We start from the raw sequence: 20,058 nt of genomic DNA, 5'->3' as shown, positions 1-20,058 counted from the left end.
TGCGATGATTGGCGCCTATTTCAGCGGTACCAACGGCACGCCCAGCAACCTGACGGCTTCGACGGATGGCTGTCCTTGCGCCAGGTCGTTGTCGGCCTGGAACTTTTGCATGGCCGCTACGGTCTGCTTGCCCAAATGCCCGTCGATCGGTCCCGGCTGATACCCGCGGGCGGCCAGGGCGCGCTGCACTTCCATTATCTTTTGCGTCGACGTGTTCTTGCCGCAGATCACTTCGCGCCACACCAACTCCGGCTGGCCTGCGACACGCTGGCGTTCGACCTCTTCGTACACGGCGGGCACCGTGTAGGCTTCCGTACGACCTTCACGCACCACCTTCTTGACATGGCGCTTTTCGATCACCGCCGGTATCACGACGTCTTCATAGTGTTCGGCAACATCGACGACGGTGTGCTTGACGCGGCGAGTCCTGGCCGGAATATCGATACGGCGAACCTGCTCGGGCGCCACTTCGACCCGCGCCGTACGCTTTTGATAGACACCCGGCACCTGCTCAAGTGACCAAACGTCTTGCGGCGCTCCGTGGGCCATATAGTCGGCCACTTCGTCGTCGACCGGCACGCTTTGCGGCGTTTTACCGGGCCAGGTCAACGTCCCGTCAGAGCGATACCGCACGGGCGCGTGATCTATCGGGGTGACCATAGGCGCCGCCAACGGGACGCCGTCGTGGCGCTCCCATTCCTGCCGCGGCGCATCGACCATGACGTGTTCGGTCCGCTTCTCGTAGCGCGGCGGCACCACCTCTTCGCGATAGCTGGCCGGACTCACGACTTCCTCGACCATTTCGGTGTGGGTGACAGCGGGCACCACGCGGCGTTCGACGCGTTCTGGCTCCACGACCACGGTTTCCTCGACCATTTCGATGACCGGCGGCACTACGCGGGTTTCCGTGCGTTCCGGTTGGACCATGGCGTGTTCGCGGTAGGTTTCCACCTTTGGCGCGCGCATCAGCCGTGAAAAACACTGGCCCGGAATTGCGTTGCGCCGCAAATCCTCCGGCACCTGTTGCCACTCAGGCGAGTTGATATCGCCCTTCGGACAGGCGATCGGCTGGGCGGTCGCCTGTTGCGCCGTCATGGCTATAACCTGTTCGACATGACGATCGCCCTGCGCCTGCCCGTCATACGATTCGTCACCGGCACCGGTCTGGACGACATCCAGGGTTTTGACCGCGACGTCGCGCGACTCCTTGCGGAACTGCGTCGATACGGGCGGCACGGCGGGCTTGGCTGAGTCAGCAGCATCCGCGGTGGCGAAAACGGGCGCGGCCATAGTTAGGCCGGCCAGGACGATAACGGCGGCGCCGGATTTCAGGAAAAGCTTGCGCACAGCAACGGCCCTCGGGAGTAGGAATCTAAAAAGCAACTCAAAATTAACTCTTTGTAAACCTTAACGCCAAGCCTGCACACTCAATAAGGGTAAATTAACCCCGATTTTAATCCGACGCCTGAACGTGCCTGCAACGCTTTTAGGCTTGACATTGCAACGCCCTGTTCCCATTCCCAGCGCATCTTTTTTACAGACAGGGTCCCGCCATGATTTCTCGTTACGCCCGCAAGGAAGCCGCCGCCATCTGGGATGCGGCCATGAAGTACAAGATCTGGTTCGAGATCGAAGCCCATGCGGCCACCAAGATGGCCGAGCTGGGCGTCATCCCGGCCGAAGCGGCGGAGATCCTGTGGGCCAAGGGTAAGGACGCCCCGTTCGACGCCGAACGCATCGACGAGATCGAACGCACGGTGAAGCATGACGTCATCGCCTTCCTTACCCATGTCTCGGAAATCGTCGGGCCGGAAGCGCGCTTCCTTCACCAGGGCATGACGTCTTCCGACGTGCTGGACACCTGCTTTGCTGTACAACTGCAAAAATCGACCGACCTGCTCATCGAAGATGTCGATCTGGTCCTGGCGGCGCTTAAGAAGCGCGCCCTGGAGCACAAGTTCACCCCGACCGTCGGCCGTTCGCATGGCATCCACGCCGAGCCGGTGACCTTCGGGCTCAAGCTGGCCGGCTACTACGCCGAATTCAGCCGGGCCCGCAAGCGACTGGAAACCGCGCGGGAGGAAATCTCGACTTGCGCCATCTCCGGTGCGGTCGGCACATTCGCCAATGTGTCCCCCGAAGTCGAAGCCTATGTCGCCGAAAAGATGGGCCTGGCGGTGGAGCCGGTCTCGACCCAGGTCATCCCACGCGATCGTCATGCCGCCTATTTCGCGGCCCTTGGCGTCGTGGCGTCTTCCATCGAGCGTCTGGCCACCGAAATCCGCCATTTGCAGCGCACCGAAGTGCTGGAAGTCGAGGAATTCTTCTCGGCGGGGCAAAAGGGATCTTCGGCCATGCCGCACAAGCGCAACCCTGTCCTGACCGAAAACCTGACCGGCCTTGCCCGTCTCGTCCGGTCGGCGGTCGTCCCCGCTATGGAAAACGTCGCCTTGTGGCATGAACGCGATATCAGCCATTCGTCAGTGGAACGCGGCATCGCCCCCGACGCCACCATCCACCTCGACTTCGCCCTGAGACGCCTGGCCAATGTGGTTGATAACCTTCTCATCTATCCGGCCAACATGGAAAAGAACCTGAACCGCCTGGGCGGCCTGGTGCACAGCCAACGCGTCATGCTGGCCATGACGCAAAAAGGCATGTCGCGCGAAGACTCCTATGCCGCCGTGCAGCGCAACGCCATGAAGGTGTGGCGCGGCGAAGGCAATTTCCTCGACTTCCTGGCAGCCGACGACGACGTGTCCAAGTTCTTTACGCGCGAACAACTCGAGCCGTTCTTCAATCTGGATTACCACACCAAGCACGTCGATACGATCTTCACCCGCGTTTTCGGCTGATCCCATGCCCAGCCTGCTGACTGACAGTTTCGACTATGACGGCTACCAAAGCCGCTTCACCGGCAAGGGGCGCATTCGTCTCGAAGGCGCCCTGGCTGCGGAGGACGCCCTGGGCGTCCACCATGCCCTGGAGCAGCAAACCCCGTGGGAGTTGCAACTGGTCAACCGCGATGGCAAGCCGGATATCCTCTCCGCTGCCGAATTGAACACCCTGTCTGCGGATATTATCCAGACGCGCCTGCAGGACACGGCGCAGCGGGCGCAGGACGGGTTGTCCTACCTGCGCCTGGGTCTGGACCTGATGGATAGCGAGACCATCGCCTTGGAATCGCTCACCACCGCGCTAAAGTCAGCGGATTTTGCGGCATTCTGCGAACGGCTGACCGGCTTGTCCGGGCTGGAACTGATCAGTCTCAGTGCAGTCTGTTATCGCAATGGCGATTTCTTTACTCAACATACCGACCAACATGTGCGCCTGGGTTTCGAATGGAATTTCACGCAAGGCTGGCGGTCTGACTGGGGCGGCCAGATGCTGTTCCATTCGCCGTCCGGCGATATCGAAGGCGGTATCATGCCGCGTTTCAACGACCTGTCGCTGTTTGCCGGCGATCAACCGCGATCCATAGCATCGGTCGCCCCCTATGCCGGCGGCCCGCGCTTTTCGATCACCGGTCGTTTCGGTTAGGTCTGCTAAAGGGGATTAGCCTTAAGACCCCGCGACGGGCGGCGGCGGCGGCGGGGCATCGACCGGCTGGGTTTCCAGCGGCGGTGGCGGTGGTGGCGCGCCAATCGGCTGGGTGTCCAGCGAATGCGGCTTCGGTACGGCGGCGCACCCGGCAACCGCCGAAATCACGGCGACGGCCAAAACGGCTTTCAGGATGGAGTCTATTGTTCTCATCGGATGCACTCTAGCCTCGGCAGGTGGATATGAGTTTACCGACACTGATGGCGCCATCCAAATTCTTGTTGGCAGTCAGTGTCGCTACGACCTTGCCGTCCTTCTGAATAACGGGCGGCTTGGTCGCATAAGGGTTGAACGCGGATTGCGGCGATGACGCCGATCCATAAACCCCGTAGGCGTTAAAAATCGACGTCTTGGAATACTTGCTGCCATAGACGCCATAAGAATTAAATAGCGAGTCCTTGTCCTGAGGCACCGCGATCTTGCCCAGATAGGTGCCGTCATCGGCAATGACGCGTCCGTCCATATATTGCGGGCACGCCGCCTGAGCGCTGCCAGCCAACATGAGAACCAAACCTGTAACGAACGCTATTTCCTTCATTACCAGCCTCGGTTCTACAATTTTCAAAGCTTAGCTTTTTAACGCTTCTCTGGCCTGGGCCAGGAACTCCGCCGCCTTGGTGCGCACCTCTGATTCACGAATAGTAATGTTGGACGCGGTCAGGTCGCCCAGAACCTTGCGAATCACATCTTCTTCGGACGGTTGCTCACCATCGGCGCGGACAACGGCCTGGGCATAACTTTCCGACGACTTGCCGGCAAGGCCCATCTTTTGCGCTGCCCAGAGCGCCATCATACGATTCCGGTTCGCCGCCGCCTGAAATTCAAAGGCATCGCTACCGGCAAGCGGTTGTTCAACAGACAGTTTATCAGGATTGGCAGGCGGCATGTGACGGAGAACCTTTCAGGCTTATTAAGTTTTAGTTCTCCTTTCGTCCCGACGCAACCGTAACCGACAGTTATCGACCAAAATCTTGCGGGTTGGGTCCGTCGCGCCGCAGCCGATGCAAAAAAGAGATGAAATCATCCGTTCCCGCCCTGTACAGAACACAAGTTTTTGTTTATTTGCGGCGGCAACGCGCATCTCTTATGATGCAACGCCAAAGCGCCCGGTCCCATACCCCTTGCGCGGCCGATGTCAGCCGATGCTTCCCACGGGCGCCGCACATCTCACGGCCTTTTTGGCTGAACCCATTTTTTGGAAATTTTTCCAAGCCTGGACATAGTGAAATGACCACCAAGAACCGCAAGAAAATCTACGAAGGCAAGGCCAAAATTCTGTACGAAGGGCCGGAGCCCGGCACGCTCGTCCAGTATTTCAAGGATGATGCCACCGCCTTCAACGGCGAGAAGAAGGCGCAACTGGAAGGCAAGGGTGTCATCAATAACCGCATTAGCGAGTTCGTGATGACCAAGCTGACGCAGATCGGCGTTCAGAACCATTTCATCAAGCGCTTGAACCTGCGCGAACAATTGATCCGCGAAGTCGAGATCATTCCGCTGGAAGTCGTCTGCCGCAACGTAGTTGCTGGCTCGATGGCCAAGCGCTTCGACCTGCCCGAAGGCCAGGCCCTGCCGCGGTCGATCATCGAATTCTATTACAAAAATGACGCGCTCAACGATCCGCTGGTTACCGAAGAGCACATTACCGCTTTCAATTGGGCCCAGACCCAGGAGATCGACGACATCCTGGCCATGACCCTGCGCGTCAATGATTTCCTGTCCGGCATGTTCGCCGCCGTCGGCATTACCCTGGTCGATTTCAAGATTGAATATGGCCGTCTGTTCGAGGGCGAGTTCTCGCGCGTCATCCTGGCTGACGAGATCAGCCCCGATTCCTGCCGCCTGTGGGATACCGCCAGTGGCGAAAAGCTCGACAAGGATCGCTTCCGCCGCGACATGGGCAATGTCATCGAAAGCTATACCGAGGTCGCAAAGCGTCTCGGCATCATGGGCGATATGCCGCGCGTGATCGAAGGGGGAGCGCAGTAATGAAGGCAAAGGTTCACGTCTATTTGAAACCCGGCGTGCTCGATGTCCAGGGCAAGGCCGTCGAAGGCGCCCTGCACGGCCTTGGCTGGGACGGCGTGTCGAACGTCCGTGTTGGCAAGCTGCTCGAATTCGACCTGGACGGGTCCGATGCCGAAGCCGCGAAGGGCGAGTTGAAAGCCATGTGCGAAAAGCTGCTCGCCAACACGGTCATCGAATCCTACAAGGTTGAGGTCGCGTAACATGGCATTCAAAGCCGCCGTTCTCGTTTTTCCCGGTTCCAACTGCGACCGCGACTGCAAGACCGCCGTCGAAACGACGGTCGGTGGCCACGTCGATATGGTGTGGCACGAAGAAACGGCCCTGCCCTCCGGTCTGGACCTGATCGTCATCCCTGGCGGTTTTTCCTACGGAGACTACCTGCGCTGCGGCGCCATGGCCTCGCTGTCACCGATCATGCAGGCCGTCAAAGCGGAAGCCGCACGCGGCGTTTCGGTGCTTGGTATCTGCAACGGCTTCCAGATCTTGTGCGAAAGCGGCCTGCTACCGGGCGCCCTGCTGCGCAATTCCGGTCTGAAATATGTCTGCAAGCCGATCGAGCTGAAGATCGAGAACCGCAATACGCGCTTCACCTCGGCCTACGGCAACGCCCAGAGCGTGTGGATGACGCAAGGCAATGGTGACGGCAACTTCTTCGCCGATGACGCCACCCTCGCGGCAATCGAAGACAATGATCAGGTCGTCTTCCGGTACGCTGAAAACCCCAACGGGTCCGTCAACGACATCGCCGGCATCGTCAATGCCAAGGGCAATGTTCTGGGCATGATGCCGCACCCCGATCGCGCCTTCGAAGATGCGCTTGGGTCTGCCGATGGCGCGCCCCTGTTCCAAAGCCTCGTCAACAGCCTGCAAACGGCCTGATAGGCCGTCTGGCCGCTTGCCAATCGCGGTCCACGTGATAATCGTATACGATTATCACGTGGAGACGATCCGATGACGATGCGCACGCTTCTGGCCACCCTGGTTCTCTGCGCTGTCATGATCGGTCCGGCAAAAGCCGCCCCACCCGTCAGCGAAGCTGATGTCACCCTCAGGGACTTCCATTTTCACTCGGGCGAAACCTTGCCCGCCTTGCGCATGCATTACCGTACGCTCGGTACGCCGCACCGCGACGCCCAAGGCCGGATCGACAACGCCGTGATGATCCTGCACGGCACCGGCGGATCCGGTGCTCAATTCCTGGCCCCCTATTTTGCCGATATGCTTTATGGGGCGGGCCAGCCGCTCGACACCGCGAAGTACTTTATTATCCTGCCCGACAGTATCGGTCATGGCGGCTCTTCCAAGCCGAGCGACGGCCTGAAGATGGCCTTTCCCAAATACGATTATGACGACATGGTGGAAGCCCAGCGCCTGATGCTAAAAGACGGGCTGGGCATCACGCATCTGCGCCTGATATTCGGCACATCGATGGGGTGCATGCATATTTTCGTCTGGGCCGAAGCCCATCCGGATTTCGCCGACGCTCTAATGCCAATGGCCTGCCAACCGGTGGAAATCGCTGGCCGCAACCGCATGTGGCGCATCGGCGCCATGGATGCGATCCGTGCCGATCCCGCCTGGCAGAACGGCAACTACAAGACTCCGCCCGTCCAGGGCCTGCGCACCGCCGCCAGCCTCTCCCTGATCGCCGGCAGCGCACCGGAATACCTACAGACCAACTTCCCCACCCGCGAAAAAGCCGAGACCTATTGGCGCGCACGGATCGAGGCGGATATCGCCTCACGCGATGCGAACGATTTCCTCTACCAGTTCGACGCATCGCGGAATTACAATCCCTGGCCGGACCTTGAAAAAATCACCGCCCCCATGACATGGATAAATTCGGCCGACGATTTCATAAATCCGCCGGAACTGGGGATTCCCGATCTGGCGCTCAAACGCCTGAAAACGGTCCGTTCCCGGTTGATACCGTCATCGCCCGACACGCGCGGACACGGCACCCATACCTGGGCGAAATTCTGGAAGGACGACCTGTCCGACCTGCTGAAACGCACCGCCAAATAGGCAGCGGGTTTACAAAGCCGCCACGACCTGTAAACCTCGTTCCAACTGTAACAGAGGTCCGGACATGTGGCGGTCATTGGGTGTTGTATTGGTAGCGGCTGTCGTCCTGGCGGGGTGCAGCCCTAAGGTCGACACCACCAAACTGGGTTATCACAAGCAGGCCTGTTCCATCCTGTATTTCGGCATCAAGAAGGTCGAATGCGGAACGCTGGTCGTCGAAGAAACCCGCGGCGCGAACAATGGCCGCACGGTCGCCCTGCCCGTCGTCATTCAACACGCCACGGTGGCAAATCCCAAACCGGACCCGGTTATTATGCTGCATGGCGGTCCCGGCGGCGGCATGGTCGAGAATTTGCCGTTTGCGCTGCGCAAACCTGAAAGAGTGACACCAGACCGCGATTGGATTTTCTTCGACCAGCGCGGCACCGGCAAATCGAACCCGAGCCTGGACTGCGGTCAGGCGCCACTGTCCGACGCAGGCGTGACCAGCGAGGCCGGCGTCAAGCAATTGCAGGCCTGCGGCCAGAAATATGCGGCGCAGGGCGTCGACCTGTCGCAATATAACAGCGCCGTTATCGCCAAGGATATCCACGACCTGCGCACGGCGTTGGGCATCACGACCTATAACCTCTACGGCGGCTCATACGGTACGCGCGTTGCCATGGCCGTGATGCAACATGACCCGGCCGGTCTGCGCGCCGCCGTCCTGTCGTCGACCTGGCCGCCGGAAGCCAACGCGACCGCGCCGCTGCCTGCACTGGTGTCGCGAGAAACCCGCCAGGTTCTCGGCTATTGCGCCGCCGACGCGGCCTGCAATACAAAATTCCCCAATATGGAAAAGCGGTTGGATGACCTGCTGCGCGCCTGGCTGGTAAAGCCGGCCGTCGTCAAAGACCACACCTACACGGCCGATCTACTGGCCGCCTTCCTGCTCGATGAAATTTACTCCCGCGAGGGCGCACAAAGCCTGCCGCTGACGCTCGATACCTTGATGAAGGGCGACTACACTGCCCTTGCCCGTTTCGAGACAACCCAAGCGGGCTATACCGAGGGCCAGTTCTTCACTACCCTGTGCAAGGAAGAATTTGCGTTCGAAAATCCGGCGGACCTGGACAAGATCAATCCGAGTGACCCGATCGCGGTTGCGACCGCACGCGACACCCGACGGTTCTTCGAGGTGTGCAAGGCGTTTCCGGTCGGCGCGCCCGATCCGGTCGAAAACCAACCCCTGACCAGCGATATCCCCACCCTAATGCTATCGGCCGACATAGACGCCGGGTGTCCGTCTGAACTGTCCGACGAAGCCGTCAAGCGACTGAGGCGGGGAAAGAACTACTTCTTCCCCAATCGCACCCACACCATCGCCGGCAGTACCTGCGCCAAGAAAATGATCGCGCAATTCATCGAAACCGCCGACGCCAATGTCGATGCGACCTGCATAAAGACCGACCAGCCGAAATTTCAATTCAATCTCGGAAAGAAATAAGGCGTTTTGCCGTTGAGTGCGGGGATTGAATCCCCTATATCCGCGCCATGAGCACACACGCCCCCGCCCCGCAAAAAACCATGGCCGACAAGGCCGCTGAATACGGCCTCAAGGCTGACGAATATCAGGTCATCCTGGACCGTCTTGGCCGGGAACCGAACGACGTCGAACTGGGCGTCTTCTCGGTGATGTGGTCGGAACACTGCTCGTATAAATCGTCCCGCCTGCACCTGCGCAAATTCCCGGTGACGGGCCCACGCGTCATCTGCGGGCCGGGCGAAAATGCCGGCGTCATTGATATCGATGACGGCCAGGCCTGCATTTTCAAGATGGAATCGCACAACCACCCGTCCTTCATCGAGCCATATCAAGGCGCGGCAACGGGCGTGGGCGGGATCATGCGCGACGTCTTCACCATGGGTGCCCGTCCAGTGGCCCTGCTTAATGCTCTGCGCTTCGGTGAGCCGGATCACCCTAAGACCCGTCGTCTGGTCGAAGGCGTCGTTTCGGGTATTGGCGGCTACGGCAACTGCGTTGGTGTCCCGACGGTGGCCGGCGAAACCAACTTCCATGCCGGCTATAACGGCAACATCTTGGTCAACGCCATGTGCGTCGGCCTGGCCGATGCCGACAAGATCTTCTATTCCGCCGCGCCTGAACCGGGTCTGCCGGTCGTCTATTTCGGCTCAAAGACGGGCCGCGACGGTATCCATGGCGCCACCATGGCGTCTGTCGAATTCTCGGAAGACTCCGAAGAGAAGCGCCCGACGGTGCAGGTCGGCGACCCCTTCGCGGAAAAACTTCTGATCGAAGCCACCCTGGAACTGATGGCCTCCGGCGCCGTTGCCGCCATTCAGGACATGGGCGCGGCCGGCCTCACCTCTTCGTCGGTCGAAATGGCCGGCAAGGGCGGGCTGGGCATTACGCTTGACCTCGACCAGGTGCCGCAGCGCGAAACCAACATGACCGCCTATGAAATGATGCTGTCGGAAAGCCAGGAGCGCATGCTGGCTATTCTGAAGCCAGGCCGGGAAGAAGATGGCTATCGCATCTTCAAGAAGTGGGGACTGGACGCCGCCGTCATCGGTGAAACCAACACGTCGGGCCGTATCGTGCTCAAGCACAAGGGTGAGGTCGTCTGCGACCTGCCGCTGGCGCCTTTGTCCGACGATGCGCCCCTTTATGACCGTCCGTGGGTCGAACCCGCCGTTGAGCCCGAACTGACCGAAGCCGATGTGCCGGCCCATGATCTGAACGGCGCATTGCTAAAAATCATTTCCTGTCCGGATCAGGCGTCCAAGCGCTGGCTGTGGGAACAATACGACCGTCATGTCATGGCCGACACCCTGGCTGATTCCTCGACGGGGCACGATGCCGGCATGGTCCGCGTCCACGGCACGCGCAAGGCTCTGGCCGTCACGTCTGACTGCACCCCGCGCTACGTCAAGGCGAACCCTTACGAAGGCGGCAAGCAGGCCGTGGCCGAAGCCTGGCGCAACCTGACCGCCGTCGGGGCCGAACCCATCGCTATTACGGACAACCTCAATTTCGGTAGCCCCGAAAAGCCCGAAACCATGGGCCAGATCGTGCGTGCCATCGATGGCATGGCTGAGGCATGCCGGGTGCTCAGCTTCCCGGTCGTGTCGGGAAATGTGTCGCTGTACAACGAAACCAATGGCATTTCGATCCCGCCTACGCCAACTGTCGGCGCCGTCGGCCTTTTGAAGGATTACGATCAGCGCGTCGGCTTCAATAGGGTCCAACCGGGCCAGGTCATCGTCCTGATCGGCGAAACCCGGGGCGAAATGGGCTCGTCGCTTTACCTGCGTGAAGTCTGTGGCGTCGAAAAGGGCGCCCCGCCGAAGGTCGACCTCGACGCCGAAAAGAACAATGGCACGCTGGTGCGCCGCCTCATCAAGTCAGGCGTCGCCAAAGGCGTGCATGATCTCAGCGACGGCGGTTTGCTGTCGGGCGCGGTCGATATTGTCCTGTCGTCAAAGACCGGCCTGAACCTGAAAAACCCAACCGATCTGAGCGATCATGTCTTCGGTTTCGCCGAAGATCAGGCGCGTTACCTGGTGGCTGTCGACGAAGCGTCCGCGCATTTGGTCGTCGCCCAGGCCGCCGAGGCCGAAGTTCCTGCGGCTGTCATTGGGGTCGCCGGTGGAACCGACCTGAGCTATGCCGGGCTTTCCCTGTCTATCGAAGCTCTGCGCCAGGCGCACGAAGCTTGGTTCCCGGCCTATATGGCGGGCAATCCGGCTTAATCGCACCTATATGATGTCCAGTTTACGGCCGCGTCAGCGGCCGTTTTCTTTGCGCGCCATACTCACGCTGGCGGCTCTGAAATTGCACGTTTTGCCGCTCGATTTAAACCTCTCTTAACCGAATTACGGCCTAGTCTGAGCGTGGTGTCGTTCGACCCGCAGCTTTCCACAGTGCATTTTGACGATTTCAATCGGGGCGATTCTGATCATGACCACGATGCGCGCGCATTTTAGAGCGTGTTCCAATCTGATGGTATCAGGTTGGCACTCGGAGCTTATGCGTTTACGCCCTTCAGTGACCGAAAAATGCGTCGCGTTTTTCGCAAGCCACGGCTGTTTTGGCGAGGGCCTGTAATATGCGCTACCGTCCGTTCGGCCGCTCCGGCCTGGCGCTTTCGACGATCGGTCTGCGCCTCAGGTTCGATAAGCTCAACAAGAACCGTGCGCTCCTGCAGAAGCTGATCGTCTCCGCCATGGAAAACGGTATCAACACCTATGACTTCGACACCTGCGATGTCGGCTTCCTGAAAAGCGCCGCCGAAGCCTTTTCGGTCGTGGAACGCAAGTTGCTGTTCATTTCGCTGACCGCCCATGAGCCGCATCAGATTCCCGGCGAGGACACCTATGCCCTCGCCGAACTGAAAGAGCGTCTGCGCGGCGCGGTTAAGGAAACCGGCTTGCACTGGATCGACCTGCTGTTTTTCGGACAGCCGGGCGCGGCCACCCTACCCGAAGCCAGCCTCAACTTCCTGCAAAGCCTGCAACGCTCCAAGATGCTGCGCTATCTCGGCGCCATGGCCGAAACCGATGACCTGGCCGCCGTGATCAAGACGGGAAAATTCGACGTCGTGAAGACCAGCTTCGATATCGACTCAAGCTGGGACAAACGGCGTCAGATCGATTTCGCCGTGACACGGGATATGAACGTCATTGCTACGGATTTTTTCCCGGCCATGTATCGCAACGCCGAGGATGTTGTCCCCAAGGAGGCCAGACGCGGCTTCTTTGGATTCAGCAAGGCAAAAAATCCGCTGGCCGGCGCCGGAACGCACGCTTTCCTGCATCAGACGGCCGATTGGACCCCTGAACAACTATGCCTGGGCTATGCTCTGTCGCAGCCCAGCATGTCGTGCATATTGATCGACGCCGAAAGCCCGGAGCACCTGGAATCCCTGGCGGGTGTGCCGGAGCGCCACCTGCCCTCGTCCGTTCCGGCACAAATCGAAATGGCCCGTTTCAACGAACAACCAAGAGCCGGATAATCGCAAACGTCTGTGCGCGCAGGGCGCACCGATATCAGGTGTCGGCTTCATTTGGGCGTGAAATCGCACATCGGGCCTTTATTTAGCGACGTACCGGGCCTATATGCTGTGTCAGTTCATTGACAGGAGAGCGTAGCGTGAGCGCGGAAACCGACGTCCAAACCTTTATCGACTCCACCATCAAGGGTCACAATGTCGTCCTGTTCATGAAGGGCACGCCCGATCAGCCGCGTTGCGGGTTCTCCAGCCTCGTGGTCCAGGTGCTCGACCATCTCGGCGCGGAATATATCGGCGTCGATGTCTTGCAGGACAACGATCTTCGCGAAGGCGTAAAAGTCTATAGCGACTGGCCGACAATTCCCCAGCTGTACGTCAAAGGCGAATTCATCGGCGGTGCCGATATCGTGCGCGAAATGTTCCAGTCGGGTGAGCTGAAAACCGCCCTGGCCGAACACGGCCTGATCGAGGCCTAAGCCCTCCTATAGCGTCTCGACATAACCTATCGTATATGGTTACCTCGACATATGTTCGGGGGACCATATTATGCTTGTCTTGCGAAAGGTGGCCGCCATTGTCGCCGCCGGCCTGATTGTCTCAGGCGCCGCGCACGCTGAAACCGCCAAATGGCTGCGCGCAGACAGCCCGCATTTCACGGTCTACAGCGACAACAGTGAAACCGTCACACGCGCCTATCTGCATCGTCTCGAACAATACCGCTACGTATTGGGTATTTTTCACAATAGGGACGCGGAGGACGATGCCAATACGCCCCGCATGACCGTGTACTTCGTGGAAGGTCTGGGCGACATCCGTAAAACCTGGCCGGACGTCAGGTCGGGTGTCATGGGATATTACAAGGCGTGCGACCAGGGATCGGCCGCTTTCGCCATCTATCAGGATGATTTCACGACTCGAAAGGCCTCGAGTGTCGAGAAACAGGCGGAAAACCTAAGCCAGGTCGTTCTGTTTCACGAATATGCGCATACCTTTATGATGCAGAACAGCGACGTGAAGTATCCGAAGTGGTTCATCGAAGGCTATGCGGAGTTTTACAGCACCATACGTCTTGAAGGCGATAAGGCTGAGGTGGGCACGGCATCGGCCATGCGCGCCGCCAATCTGATTAATTCCGATCTATTGCCCTACGAAGACATTCTGCGTGATAAGCCTTACATTCATAAGGCACCGGGCGACGTCAACAGATTCTATGCCCAGTCCTGGCTGCTGGCGCACTACATTCTGTCCGATCCGGCGCGTCGCCAGGCTTTTGATGCCTATCTCGAAGCGTTCGACAAGGGGGAAGACCCGGTATCCGCCTTCGAAAAAGCATTCGGCATACCGATCAAGACCCTGCAGAAAACCTTGCATACCTATATGCTCAAGAACCTGATGGCGACGGTCTATCGCATTAAGGATATGCCAGATTCAGACATCACCATCGCGCCCATGCCGGTTTCCGCCAACCGACTGCTGCTGTCGGACGCTGCCGTGCGCGTCTGCCCGTCGCGTGACTTCGGTCAGGTCCTTTTGAAATCTATCGAGACCGAAGCGGCCAAATATCCGGGCGAAGACTATGCGCGCATGGTTCTGGCGCGCGCCCAGATCATTGTTGGTGACGAAAGCCAGGCGCTCGGCTATCTGCGCGACTATACCAAGGCCCATCCCGATGATGCCGAAAGCCAATACCGGCTGGGCCAGACGCTGTTCCTGATGACCATGCACGGGCATATCGAGGCCGGCGAAACGCGCGCCAGCCAGATGAAAGAAGCGCGCCAGACTTTATACAAGGCCTATAAGCTCGATCCTCTGAATGCGCCCAATCTCTATCACTATTCCCTCACGCTGGGAGATGAAGGTGTGACGGACAATGCGGTCAATGCCGCCATACAGGCACACTATCTGGCGCCGTCCGTCGACGAGTACGCCGTGCGCGCTGCCTGGCTTCTCGTTTCGCGTGACCGCGCCGAAGAGGCTAAGGAGATGCTCTACCCGCTGGCGAACAATCCGCACAATCAGGACCTGTCGCAATGGGCGGGCAATATTCTGAGCGCCATTGATCGTCATGCCTCAAAGGAAGAGTTGCTGAAATTGCTAAGGGGCGAGCGCAAGAGCGAAGACCACGATGAGACGCCAGGTGGAGACGCCGCCCCGGCGAAACCCGATACACCCGCAAAATAAGAAAAACCCCGGAAGATCGCTCTTCCGGGGTTTTCCAATTCGCTATTCCGAAGCTTAGGACGAATAATATTCGACGATCAGGTTCGGTTCCATCTTCACCGGATACGGCACTTCGGCCAATTCCGGCAGGCGGACCAGACGGGCCTTCATGGCCTTGGCATCCAGTTCGATATAGTCCGGCACGTCGCGCTCAGGCGATTGCAGGGCTTCGAGGACCAGAGCCATGTTGCGCGAACGCTCACGGACTTCGACGACGTCTTCCGGCTTGACGCGGTAAGACGCGATGTTGACGCGCTTGCCGTTGACCAGGACGTGACCATGGTTGACGAACTGACGGGCCGCCCAAACGGTCGGCACGAACTTGGCGCGATAAACCAGGGCGTCCAGACGGGTTTCCAGCAGGGCGATCAGGTTTTCCGAGGTGTTACCCTTGCGGCGATCCGCCTCTTCGTAGGTGCGCAGGAACTGCTTTTCGGTGATGTTACCGTAGTAACCCTTCAGCTTCTGCTTGGCGCGCAATTGGGTGCCGAAATCGGAGATCTTCGACTTGCGGCGCTGACCGTGCTGGCCGGGGCCATAGGAGCGCTTGTTGACGGGGGACTTGGGACGGCCCCACAGGTTTTCACCCATGACGCGGTCGAGCTTGTACTTGGCGCTATGGCGCTTCGACATATCGTACCTTCGATATCTAACCCTGACCGGCCTATCGCGGACGTGCGACAGGCGATTGCAACGGCGGCTCAGGATCAACCCGTAATAAGCCCCTGGCCTGGGGCCGGGACTTGAAGTGGCGGCTTATGTCGGATTGGCGGGCGTAAGTCAAGCGCCATAAGGCAAAAATTGCGCAAAACCGCCCTTGCGTCCACCGTGCGACTGGCTTTAACTGGCCCGCAGGATCAGACGAAACCCGTCTGCGCGGAACAGCCGCCGCGTAGCGCCGGCCTCGGCAGAGTTTTCATAACAGATTTCATTAGGCAAGGTTTAGAAGGACAAGGCATGGCAGCCGAAACCCCCATCCGCGTCCGCAGCCGGGAAGAGCTGATTTTCCTACTCGCTGAAGCGGCGGAAATCGAGCACAACCTGATGTGCTGCTACCTGTTCGCTGCCTTTTCCCTAAAATCGGAAGCCGACGGCCTTACGCCGGAGCAGGCCCGGGTGATCGCAGGCTGGCGACGCGATATCATTGGCATCGCCGTCGAAGAAATGTCCCATCTGGCATTGGTTGCCAACATCACCATCGCGATTGGTGGCTCTCCCCATTTCGGCCGCCCGAACTTTCCGATCGCTGCCGGGTATCATCCGTCGGGTGTCGTCGTCGAGCTGCATCCGTTCAACAAGTCGACGCTCGACCACTTCATCTATCTGGAACGGCCCGAAGGCGCCGACCGGCCGGATGGCGCGGGTTTCGATGCGGTGAAAGCTGAGTATGATCGCAATATGGACGGCGATCGCCTGATGCCCAACGGCCAGGATTACGCCACGGTCGGCCACCTGTACCGGGGAATCCGTCAGGCGCTGGAAGACCTGAGCACGCGACTGGGCGAAGACAGGCTGTTTATCGGCGATATGTCTTTACAGGTCGGTCCGGATCTTACGCCGCTGCCCGGCTTGACCGTTGTCAAATGCCTGAAAACCGCATTGACGGCTTGCGACACTATTGTCGACCAAGGGGAAGGTGCCAATGGCGACAATGCCCGGTCCCATTACAATCGCTTTCTGGCCATGTGCGACGCCTATCACCAGATGGAAGCCACAGACGCAGGCTTTACGCCCTCCCGCCCAGTTGCCACCAATCCCGTCATGCGCAAAGGGCCGGCCAGCCGCAATGTGTGGGTAGATGCACCCGAAGCGGCGCGCGTCATGGATCTGGCCAACGCCATTTACAACATCATGCTGCGGGCACTGGCCCAGGGGTTTGCCGACCATGACCCGCTACGCAAGCAGGCCTTCATCGATGTGGCCATCGATGGCATGTACGCCCTGACGCCGGTGGCCGAGCACCTTACGACGCTAAAGGCGTCCACGACCGTGCCGGACGTGACTGCCGGCATGTCCTTCGCCACCTTGCGTGACGTCACACCCTTGCCTGACGGCAAGCCCGCCCTTCTGTTCATCGCCGAACGCCTGGAAGAACTGTCCGACGGCGCAAGACGCGCCTTGACCGGCGCACTGGCGGACGGCACGGCCAGCCGGCTGGCCACTCTGGCAGAAAAATTACGACACATACGTCCCTCCGCAGCACAGGAGCCTCCCGTCATGGCCGAACCTCAACCAGGAAAAGCGGAAACCAAGGGGTATGAAAATGGCCAGGCGCCGGCAATCGAACGGGCCGAGGGCAAGGATGTCATTATCGAATTCGAAGCCAAACGGTGCATTCACGCCCGCTTCTGCGTCCTTCAGCAGCCCGGCGTCTTCAAGGCCAATGTCGTCGGCCCATGGATTGTTCCCGATGACGCCGACTGCGCCGACAATCTGGTAGCGACCGCCCAGAACTGCCCCTCCGGCGCTATTCAATATAGCCGCAAGGATGGCCGACCGCAGGAAATGCCGCCTCAGGTCAACCTGATCCAGGTGCGTGAAAACGGTCCCAATGCGTTTCGCGGCAACCTGATACTCGATGGCAAGCCCATCGGCTATCGCGCCACCTTGTGCCGATGCGGACGGTCGAAGAACAAGCCGTTCTGCGACGGACAGCACAAGGAAGGCGACGATCCGTTCCACGCCACAGGAGAGCCCGACACGGGAGATGTTACCGCCCTGGATGTCCGTGACGGCGAGGTCCACATCGCGCCGCAGAAAAACGGTCCCTTGCGCCTGTCTGGCAATCTGGAGGTCTTGAGCGGTACCGGCCGGACGATCCGCAAAGCGCAGGCTCTGCAACTGTGCCGATGTGGCCATTCCGCCAACAAACCCTATTGTGACGGTAGCCACGCTCGCGTCGGCTTCGTTAGCGAGTAGCGGCAACCCTGCTGTCACCTGCGGATATGGTTAATAATTGAGCAAGGGTTTCAAGGGACAACTAGACAATGTATCGTAGCCACAGGTCCCCCCATGTTTTCTCGCTCCCTCCCCGTCAAAATCGCTATCATCAGCGCGGCGTCGCTGGCGCTCGTTTTTGGCGCAAGCAGCTTCATCCTGTCGCAAGGGACGAACCGGAGCCTGAACGGGCAGACGGATGCCCTTCAGGCAGATGTCGCCGAAAAGGAAGCCAATACGGTGCGCAACCATTTGGATCAGGCCGCGACCGTGGCTGACGACATCGCCGCCGCGGCCCTGGCCGTGCGGGGCGCTGGCAGCGACGAACGCGCGATGCAGGATAAGCTTCTAAAGGGGATCCTCGAAAAGCACCCCGACATACTGGGTACATACACCGCCTGGGAACCAAACGCTCTGGACGGAAACGACGCCGCCTATGTTGGCAAGCCCGGTCACGATGCAAGCGGGCGCTACGTACCCTACTGGAACCGCGGCGCGGGTCAGGTTGTTCGCGAAGCCTTGATTGATTACGACAAGCCGGGTGCTGGCGACTATTACCTCCGTCCGAAAAACGAAGCGCGCGCCGTCGCTATGGAACCCTATGTCTACCCGGTCGGTGGCAAGGACGTGCTGATGACCTCATTCACGCGCCCCCTTACCATCGACGGCCACTTTGTGGGCATCGCCGGGGTCGACGTCGATCTGGGCACCCTGAATGCACAGCTTGGCGCCATTAAACCCTTTAATACCGGACTTGTCGCCTTGGTCAGCAAGACGGGATTGGCTGTCAGCTATCCCAATGCCAAGGCCCTCGGCAAACCTCTCAAGGATATCGACCCAGGCGCGGCAGATGCGGCGGCAAAGGCGATTTCCAGCAACACAGTCGTGAAATTTGACGCCAAGGGCCCCGACGGAAAGCCGTGGCGATACCTGGCTTCCCCTATCGCTGCGGCTGGCACTCAGGACACGTGGGCCGTGGTCGTTCAGGTTCCCGTCGCTACGCTGACGGCCCAGGTCGATCATAACAACCGCTTCATGTTGGGCATTTCCCTGCTGTGCATACTGGTGGCGGCCGCCCTGGTTTTCTTCGTGCTCTACTCTCTGGTCGGCAAGCCGCTGAACAGCCTGAAATCCAGCTTTGATCGTATGGCTGGCGGCGACCACAACGCCGATGTGCCGGAAGCCCGGCGCATCGATGAAATCGGCTTGATCGGCAAGGCGGTCATGGCCTTCCGTGAAGGGCTACGCGACCGCGCGCATGCGGAATCCGAAGCTGAGATCCAGCGCCAGCTGCTCTCTGAGCGCGAACGCCAGGACGCCATGAGTCGCCTGGCCAGCGAATTCGAACGGGCCGTTGGCTCGATCGTCAGCGAAGTATCCCTCGCCTCAGGTGAAATGAAGACGTCCGCCGAGGCACTCAACGCCATTGCCTCGCGCACTTCCGGCCAGACCACCTCCATTGCGTCCGCTACGGAGCAGGCGGCGGCAAACGTCCGGACGGTCGCCGCCGCATCGGAAGAATTGTCGAGCTCTATCCAGGAAATCACGTCCAAGGCTCAGATGTCCTCTACCATCGCCTTGCAGGCGGTCGAGCAAGCGAACCTGTCGGACGCCCGCATCAAGGACCTGGAAGCAGCGGCCGGCAAGGTCGGCGAAGTCGTCAGCCTAATTCAGGCTATCGCCCAACAGACCAACCTGCTGGCCCTCAATGCCACGATCGAGGCCGCACGCGCCGGTGACGCCGGCAAAGGCTTTGCGGTTGTCGCGACCGAGGTGAAGACCCTGGCAGCCCAGACCGCCAAGGCGACCGAGGATATCAGCTCGCATATAGGCACAATCCAGTCAGCCACCGCCGGCACCATAGACGCCATTGGCGCCATTCGCGCCACTATCGACGAAATGAACCAGATCGCCCAGGCCATTACGGGCAACATGGAACAACAGGGCGCGGCAACGACGGATATCGCGCGAAATGTGCACGAAGCTGCCAAGGGAACGGATGAAGTCGCCAGTCACGTCTACGCCATGGCGGAAGCGACCCAGGAAACCGGCCGCGCCTCGACCGTGGCCCTGGACACGGCATCCCGGCTGGTCGAACAGTCCAGCCATATGCAGGAACAAATCGCCCGCTTCGTATCCCAAGTCCGGAAAGGCTAACCGCAGAATACCTGATTAGAAGCGGGGGCGGCGCGTCAAAACGCAAGTCAAACCGGTTCAGCGACTAAATATTAATCGC

At 59.6% G+C, this 20,058-nt stretch carries 18 protein-coding genes; 13 read left to right on the top strand and 5 right to left on the bottom strand.

Features of this window, described 5'->3' with window-relative positions:
- Window positions 1-15: 15 nt before the first annotated feature.
- The gene (locus RCJ00_RS17990) at window positions 16-1,347 is read right to left on the bottom strand and encodes a peptidoglycan-binding domain-containing protein (protein WP_316223681.1); all 1,332 of its coding nucleotides are present in this window, start codon (window positions 1,345-1,347) and stop codon (window positions 16-18) included.
- Window positions 1,348-1,553: 206 nt separating this feature from the next.
- Between RCJ00_RS17990 and purB the strand changes: the two genes are divergently transcribed.
- Entirely contained in the window at window positions 1,554-2,855 is a 1,302-nt protein-coding gene (gene purB / locus RCJ00_RS17985; RefSeq protein ID WP_316223680.1) for an adenylosuccinate lyase, read from the top strand.
- A 4-nt stretch (window positions 2,856-2,859) separates the two neighbouring features.
- On the top strand, window positions 2,860-3,540 hold the full coding sequence (locus RCJ00_RS17980) for a 2OG-Fe(II) oxygenase family protein (protein ID WP_316223679.1): 681 nt from the start codon (window positions 2,860-2,862) through the stop codon (window positions 3,538-3,540).
- Window positions 3,541-3,561: 21 nt separating this feature from the next.
- On the opposite strand, the gene RCJ00_RS17975 is transcribed toward RCJ00_RS17980, so the two are convergent.
- Genes RCJ00_RS17975 through RCJ00_RS17965 form a run of 3 tightly spaced genes read right to left on the bottom strand, consistent with a single transcriptional unit; the run spans window position 3,562 to window position 4,486 of the window.
- Window positions 3,562-3,753 (bottom strand): hypothetical protein, encoded by a 192-nt coding sequence (locus tag RCJ00_RS17975; RefSeq protein ID WP_316223678.1) that lies wholly within the window; start codon window positions 3,751-3,753, stop codon window positions 3,562-3,564.
- Window positions 3,754-3,763: 10 nt separating this feature from the next.
- Window positions 3,764-4,138 carry a hypothetical protein gene (locus RCJ00_RS17970; protein ID WP_316223676.1) on the bottom strand — a complete coding sequence of 125 codons (375 nt, stop codon included), beginning with the start codon at window positions 4,136-4,138 and terminating at the stop codon, window positions 3,764-3,766.
- 30 nt (window positions 4,139-4,168) lie between these two features.
- Window positions 4,169-4,486: a DUF1476 domain-containing protein gene (locus tag RCJ00_RS17965; protein WP_316223675.1), complete on the bottom strand. Its 318-nt coding sequence runs from the start codon at window positions 4,484-4,486 to the stop codon at window positions 4,169-4,171.
- 341 nt (window positions 4,487-4,827) lie between these two features.
- On the opposite strand from RCJ00_RS17965, the gene purC reads away from it, so the two are divergent.
- From purC to RCJ00_RS17920, 9 genes are all read left to right on the top strand, one after another.
- Window positions 4,828-5,589, top strand: coding sequence for a phosphoribosylaminoimidazolesuccinocarboxamide synthase (gene purC, locus RCJ00_RS17960; protein WP_023458227.1), 762 nt, complete (start codon window positions 4,828-4,830; stop codon window positions 5,587-5,589).
- Window positions 5,589-5,828 carry a phosphoribosylformylglycinamidine synthase subunit PurS gene (gene purS / locus RCJ00_RS17955; RefSeq protein ID WP_023458226.1) on the top strand — a complete coding sequence of 80 codons (240 nt, stop codon included), beginning with the start codon at window positions 5,589-5,591 and terminating at the stop codon, window positions 5,826-5,828. The genes purC and purS overlap by 1 nt, the downstream gene beginning before the upstream one ends.
- A 1-nt stretch (window position 5,829) precedes the next feature.
- Window positions 5,830-6,507 (top strand): phosphoribosylformylglycinamidine synthase subunit PurQ, encoded by a 678-nt coding sequence (gene purQ / locus RCJ00_RS17950; RefSeq protein ID WP_316223674.1) that lies wholly within the window; start codon window positions 5,830-5,832, stop codon window positions 6,505-6,507.
- Between the two features lie 72 nt (window positions 6,508-6,579).
- The gene (locus RCJ00_RS17945; RefSeq protein WP_316223673.1) at window positions 6,580-7,653 is read left to right on the top strand and encodes an alpha/beta fold hydrolase; all 1,074 of its coding nucleotides are present in this window, start codon (window positions 6,580-6,582) and stop codon (window positions 7,651-7,653) included.
- 64 nt (window positions 7,654-7,717) lie between these two features.
- Window positions 7,718-9,139 carry an alpha/beta fold hydrolase gene (locus RCJ00_RS17940; RefSeq protein ID WP_316223672.1) on the top strand — a complete coding sequence of 474 codons (1,422 nt, stop codon included), beginning with the start codon at window positions 7,718-7,720 and terminating at the stop codon, window positions 9,137-9,139.
- Between the two features lie 47 nt (window positions 9,140-9,186).
- Window positions 9,187-11,406 carry a phosphoribosylformylglycinamidine synthase subunit PurL gene (gene purL, locus RCJ00_RS17935; protein WP_316223671.1) on the top strand — a complete coding sequence of 740 codons (2,220 nt, stop codon included), beginning with the start codon at window positions 9,187-9,189 and terminating at the stop codon, window positions 11,404-11,406.
- Window positions 11,407-11,762: 356 nt separating this feature from the next.
- Window positions 11,763-12,668: an aldo/keto reductase gene (locus RCJ00_RS17930; protein WP_316223669.1), complete on the top strand. Its 906-nt coding sequence runs from the start codon at window positions 11,763-11,765 to the stop codon at window positions 12,666-12,668.
- A 137-nt stretch (window positions 12,669-12,805) separates the two neighbouring features.
- Window positions 12,806-13,141 carry a Grx4 family monothiol glutaredoxin gene (grxD, locus tag RCJ00_RS17925; RefSeq protein ID WP_316223668.1) on the top strand — a complete coding sequence of 112 codons (336 nt, stop codon included), beginning with the start codon at window positions 12,806-12,808 and terminating at the stop codon, window positions 13,139-13,141.
- 70 nt (window positions 13,142-13,211) lie between these two features.
- On the top strand, window positions 13,212-14,846 hold the full coding sequence (locus RCJ00_RS17920; protein WP_316223667.1) for a tetratricopeptide repeat protein: 1,635 nt from the start codon (window positions 13,212-13,214) through the stop codon (window positions 14,844-14,846).
- A gap of 54 nt (window positions 14,847-14,900) precedes the next feature.
- Here RCJ00_RS17920 and rpsD read toward each other — a convergent pair whose 3' ends face one another.
- Window positions 14,901-15,518: a 30S ribosomal protein S4 gene (gene rpsD, locus RCJ00_RS17915; RefSeq protein WP_316223666.1), complete on the bottom strand. Its 618-nt coding sequence runs from the start codon at window positions 15,516-15,518 to the stop codon at window positions 14,901-14,903.
- A 324-nt stretch (window positions 15,519-15,842) separates the two neighbouring features.
- On the opposite strand from rpsD, the gene RCJ00_RS17910 reads away from it, so the two are divergent.
- Both RCJ00_RS17910 and RCJ00_RS17905 read left to right on the top strand, forming a co-directional pair.
- On the top strand, window positions 15,843-17,804 hold the full coding sequence (locus RCJ00_RS17910) for a ferritin-like domain-containing protein (protein WP_316223665.1): 1,962 nt from the start codon (window positions 15,843-15,845) through the stop codon (window positions 17,802-17,804).
- 93 nt (window positions 17,805-17,897) lie between these two features.
- Window positions 17,898-19,979: a methyl-accepting chemotaxis protein gene (locus RCJ00_RS17905; protein ID WP_316223664.1), complete on the top strand. Its 2,082-nt coding sequence runs from the start codon at window positions 17,898-17,900 to the stop codon at window positions 19,977-19,979.
- Window positions 19,980-20,058 lie beyond the last annotated feature (79 nt).

Source organism: Asticcacaulis aquihabitans, from assembly GCF_032490435.1.
Classification (GTDB): Bacteria; Pseudomonadota; Alphaproteobacteria; order Caulobacterales; family Caulobacteraceae; genus Asticcacaulis.
The sequence above is the reverse complement of the archived record's forward strand: the minus strand, read 5'-3'. Positions and strand labels throughout refer to the sequence as shown.

Coding starts and splice junctions, on each gene's coding strand:
- purQ (WP_316223674.1), top strand. CDS start 5,830: ATGGCATTCAAAGCCGCCGTTCTCGTTTTTCCCGGTTCCAACTGCGAC.
- RCJ00_RS17980 (WP_316223679.1), top strand. CDS start 2,860: ATGCCCAGCCTGCTGACTGACAGTTTCGACTATGACGGCTACCAAAGC.
- purB (WP_316223680.1), top strand. CDS start 1,554: ATGATTTCTCGTTACGCCCGCAAGGAAGCCGCCGCCATCTGGGATGCG.
- RCJ00_RS17945 (WP_316223673.1), top strand. CDS start 6,580: ATGACGATGCGCACGCTTCTGGCCACCCTGGTTCTCTGCGCTGTCATG.
- RCJ00_RS17910 (WP_316223665.1), top strand. CDS start 15,843: ATGGCAGCCGAAACCCCCATCCGCGTCCGCAGCCGGGAAGAGCTGATT.
- purL (WP_316223671.1), top strand. CDS start 9,187: ATGAGCACACACGCCCCCGCCCCGCAAAAAACCATGGCCGACAAGGCC.
- RCJ00_RS17970 (WP_316223676.1), bottom strand. CDS start 4,138: ATGAAGGAAATAGCGTTCGTTACAGGTTTGGTTCTCATGTTGGCTGGC.
- RCJ00_RS17930 (WP_316223669.1), top strand. CDS start 11,763: ATGCGCTACCGTCCGTTCGGCCGCTCCGGCCTGGCGCTTTCGACGATC.
- RCJ00_RS17905 (WP_316223664.1), top strand. CDS start 17,898: ATGTTTTCTCGCTCCCTCCCCGTCAAAATCGCTATCATCAGCGCGGCG.
- purC (WP_023458227.1), top strand. CDS start 4,828: ATGACCACCAAGAACCGCAAGAAAATCTACGAAGGCAAGGCCAAAATT.
- RCJ00_RS17975 (WP_316223678.1), bottom strand. CDS start 3,753: ATGAGAACAATAGACTCCATCCTGAAAGCCGTTTTGGCCGTCGCCGTG.
- RCJ00_RS17920 (WP_316223667.1), top strand. CDS start 13,212: ATGCTTGTCTTGCGAAAGGTGGCCGCCATTGTCGCCGCCGGCCTGATT.
- RCJ00_RS17940 (WP_316223672.1), top strand. CDS start 7,718: ATGTGGCGGTCATTGGGTGTTGTATTGGTAGCGGCTGTCGTCCTGGCG.
- purS (WP_023458226.1), top strand. CDS start 5,589: ATGAAGGCAAAGGTTCACGTCTATTTGAAACCCGGCGTGCTCGATGTC.
- rpsD (WP_316223666.1), bottom strand. CDS start 15,518: ATGTCGAAGCGCCATAGCGCCAAGTACAAGCTCGACCGCGTCATGGGT.
- RCJ00_RS17965 (WP_316223675.1), bottom strand. CDS start 4,486: ATGCCGCCTGCCAATCCTGATAAACTGTCTGTTGAACAACCGCTTGCC.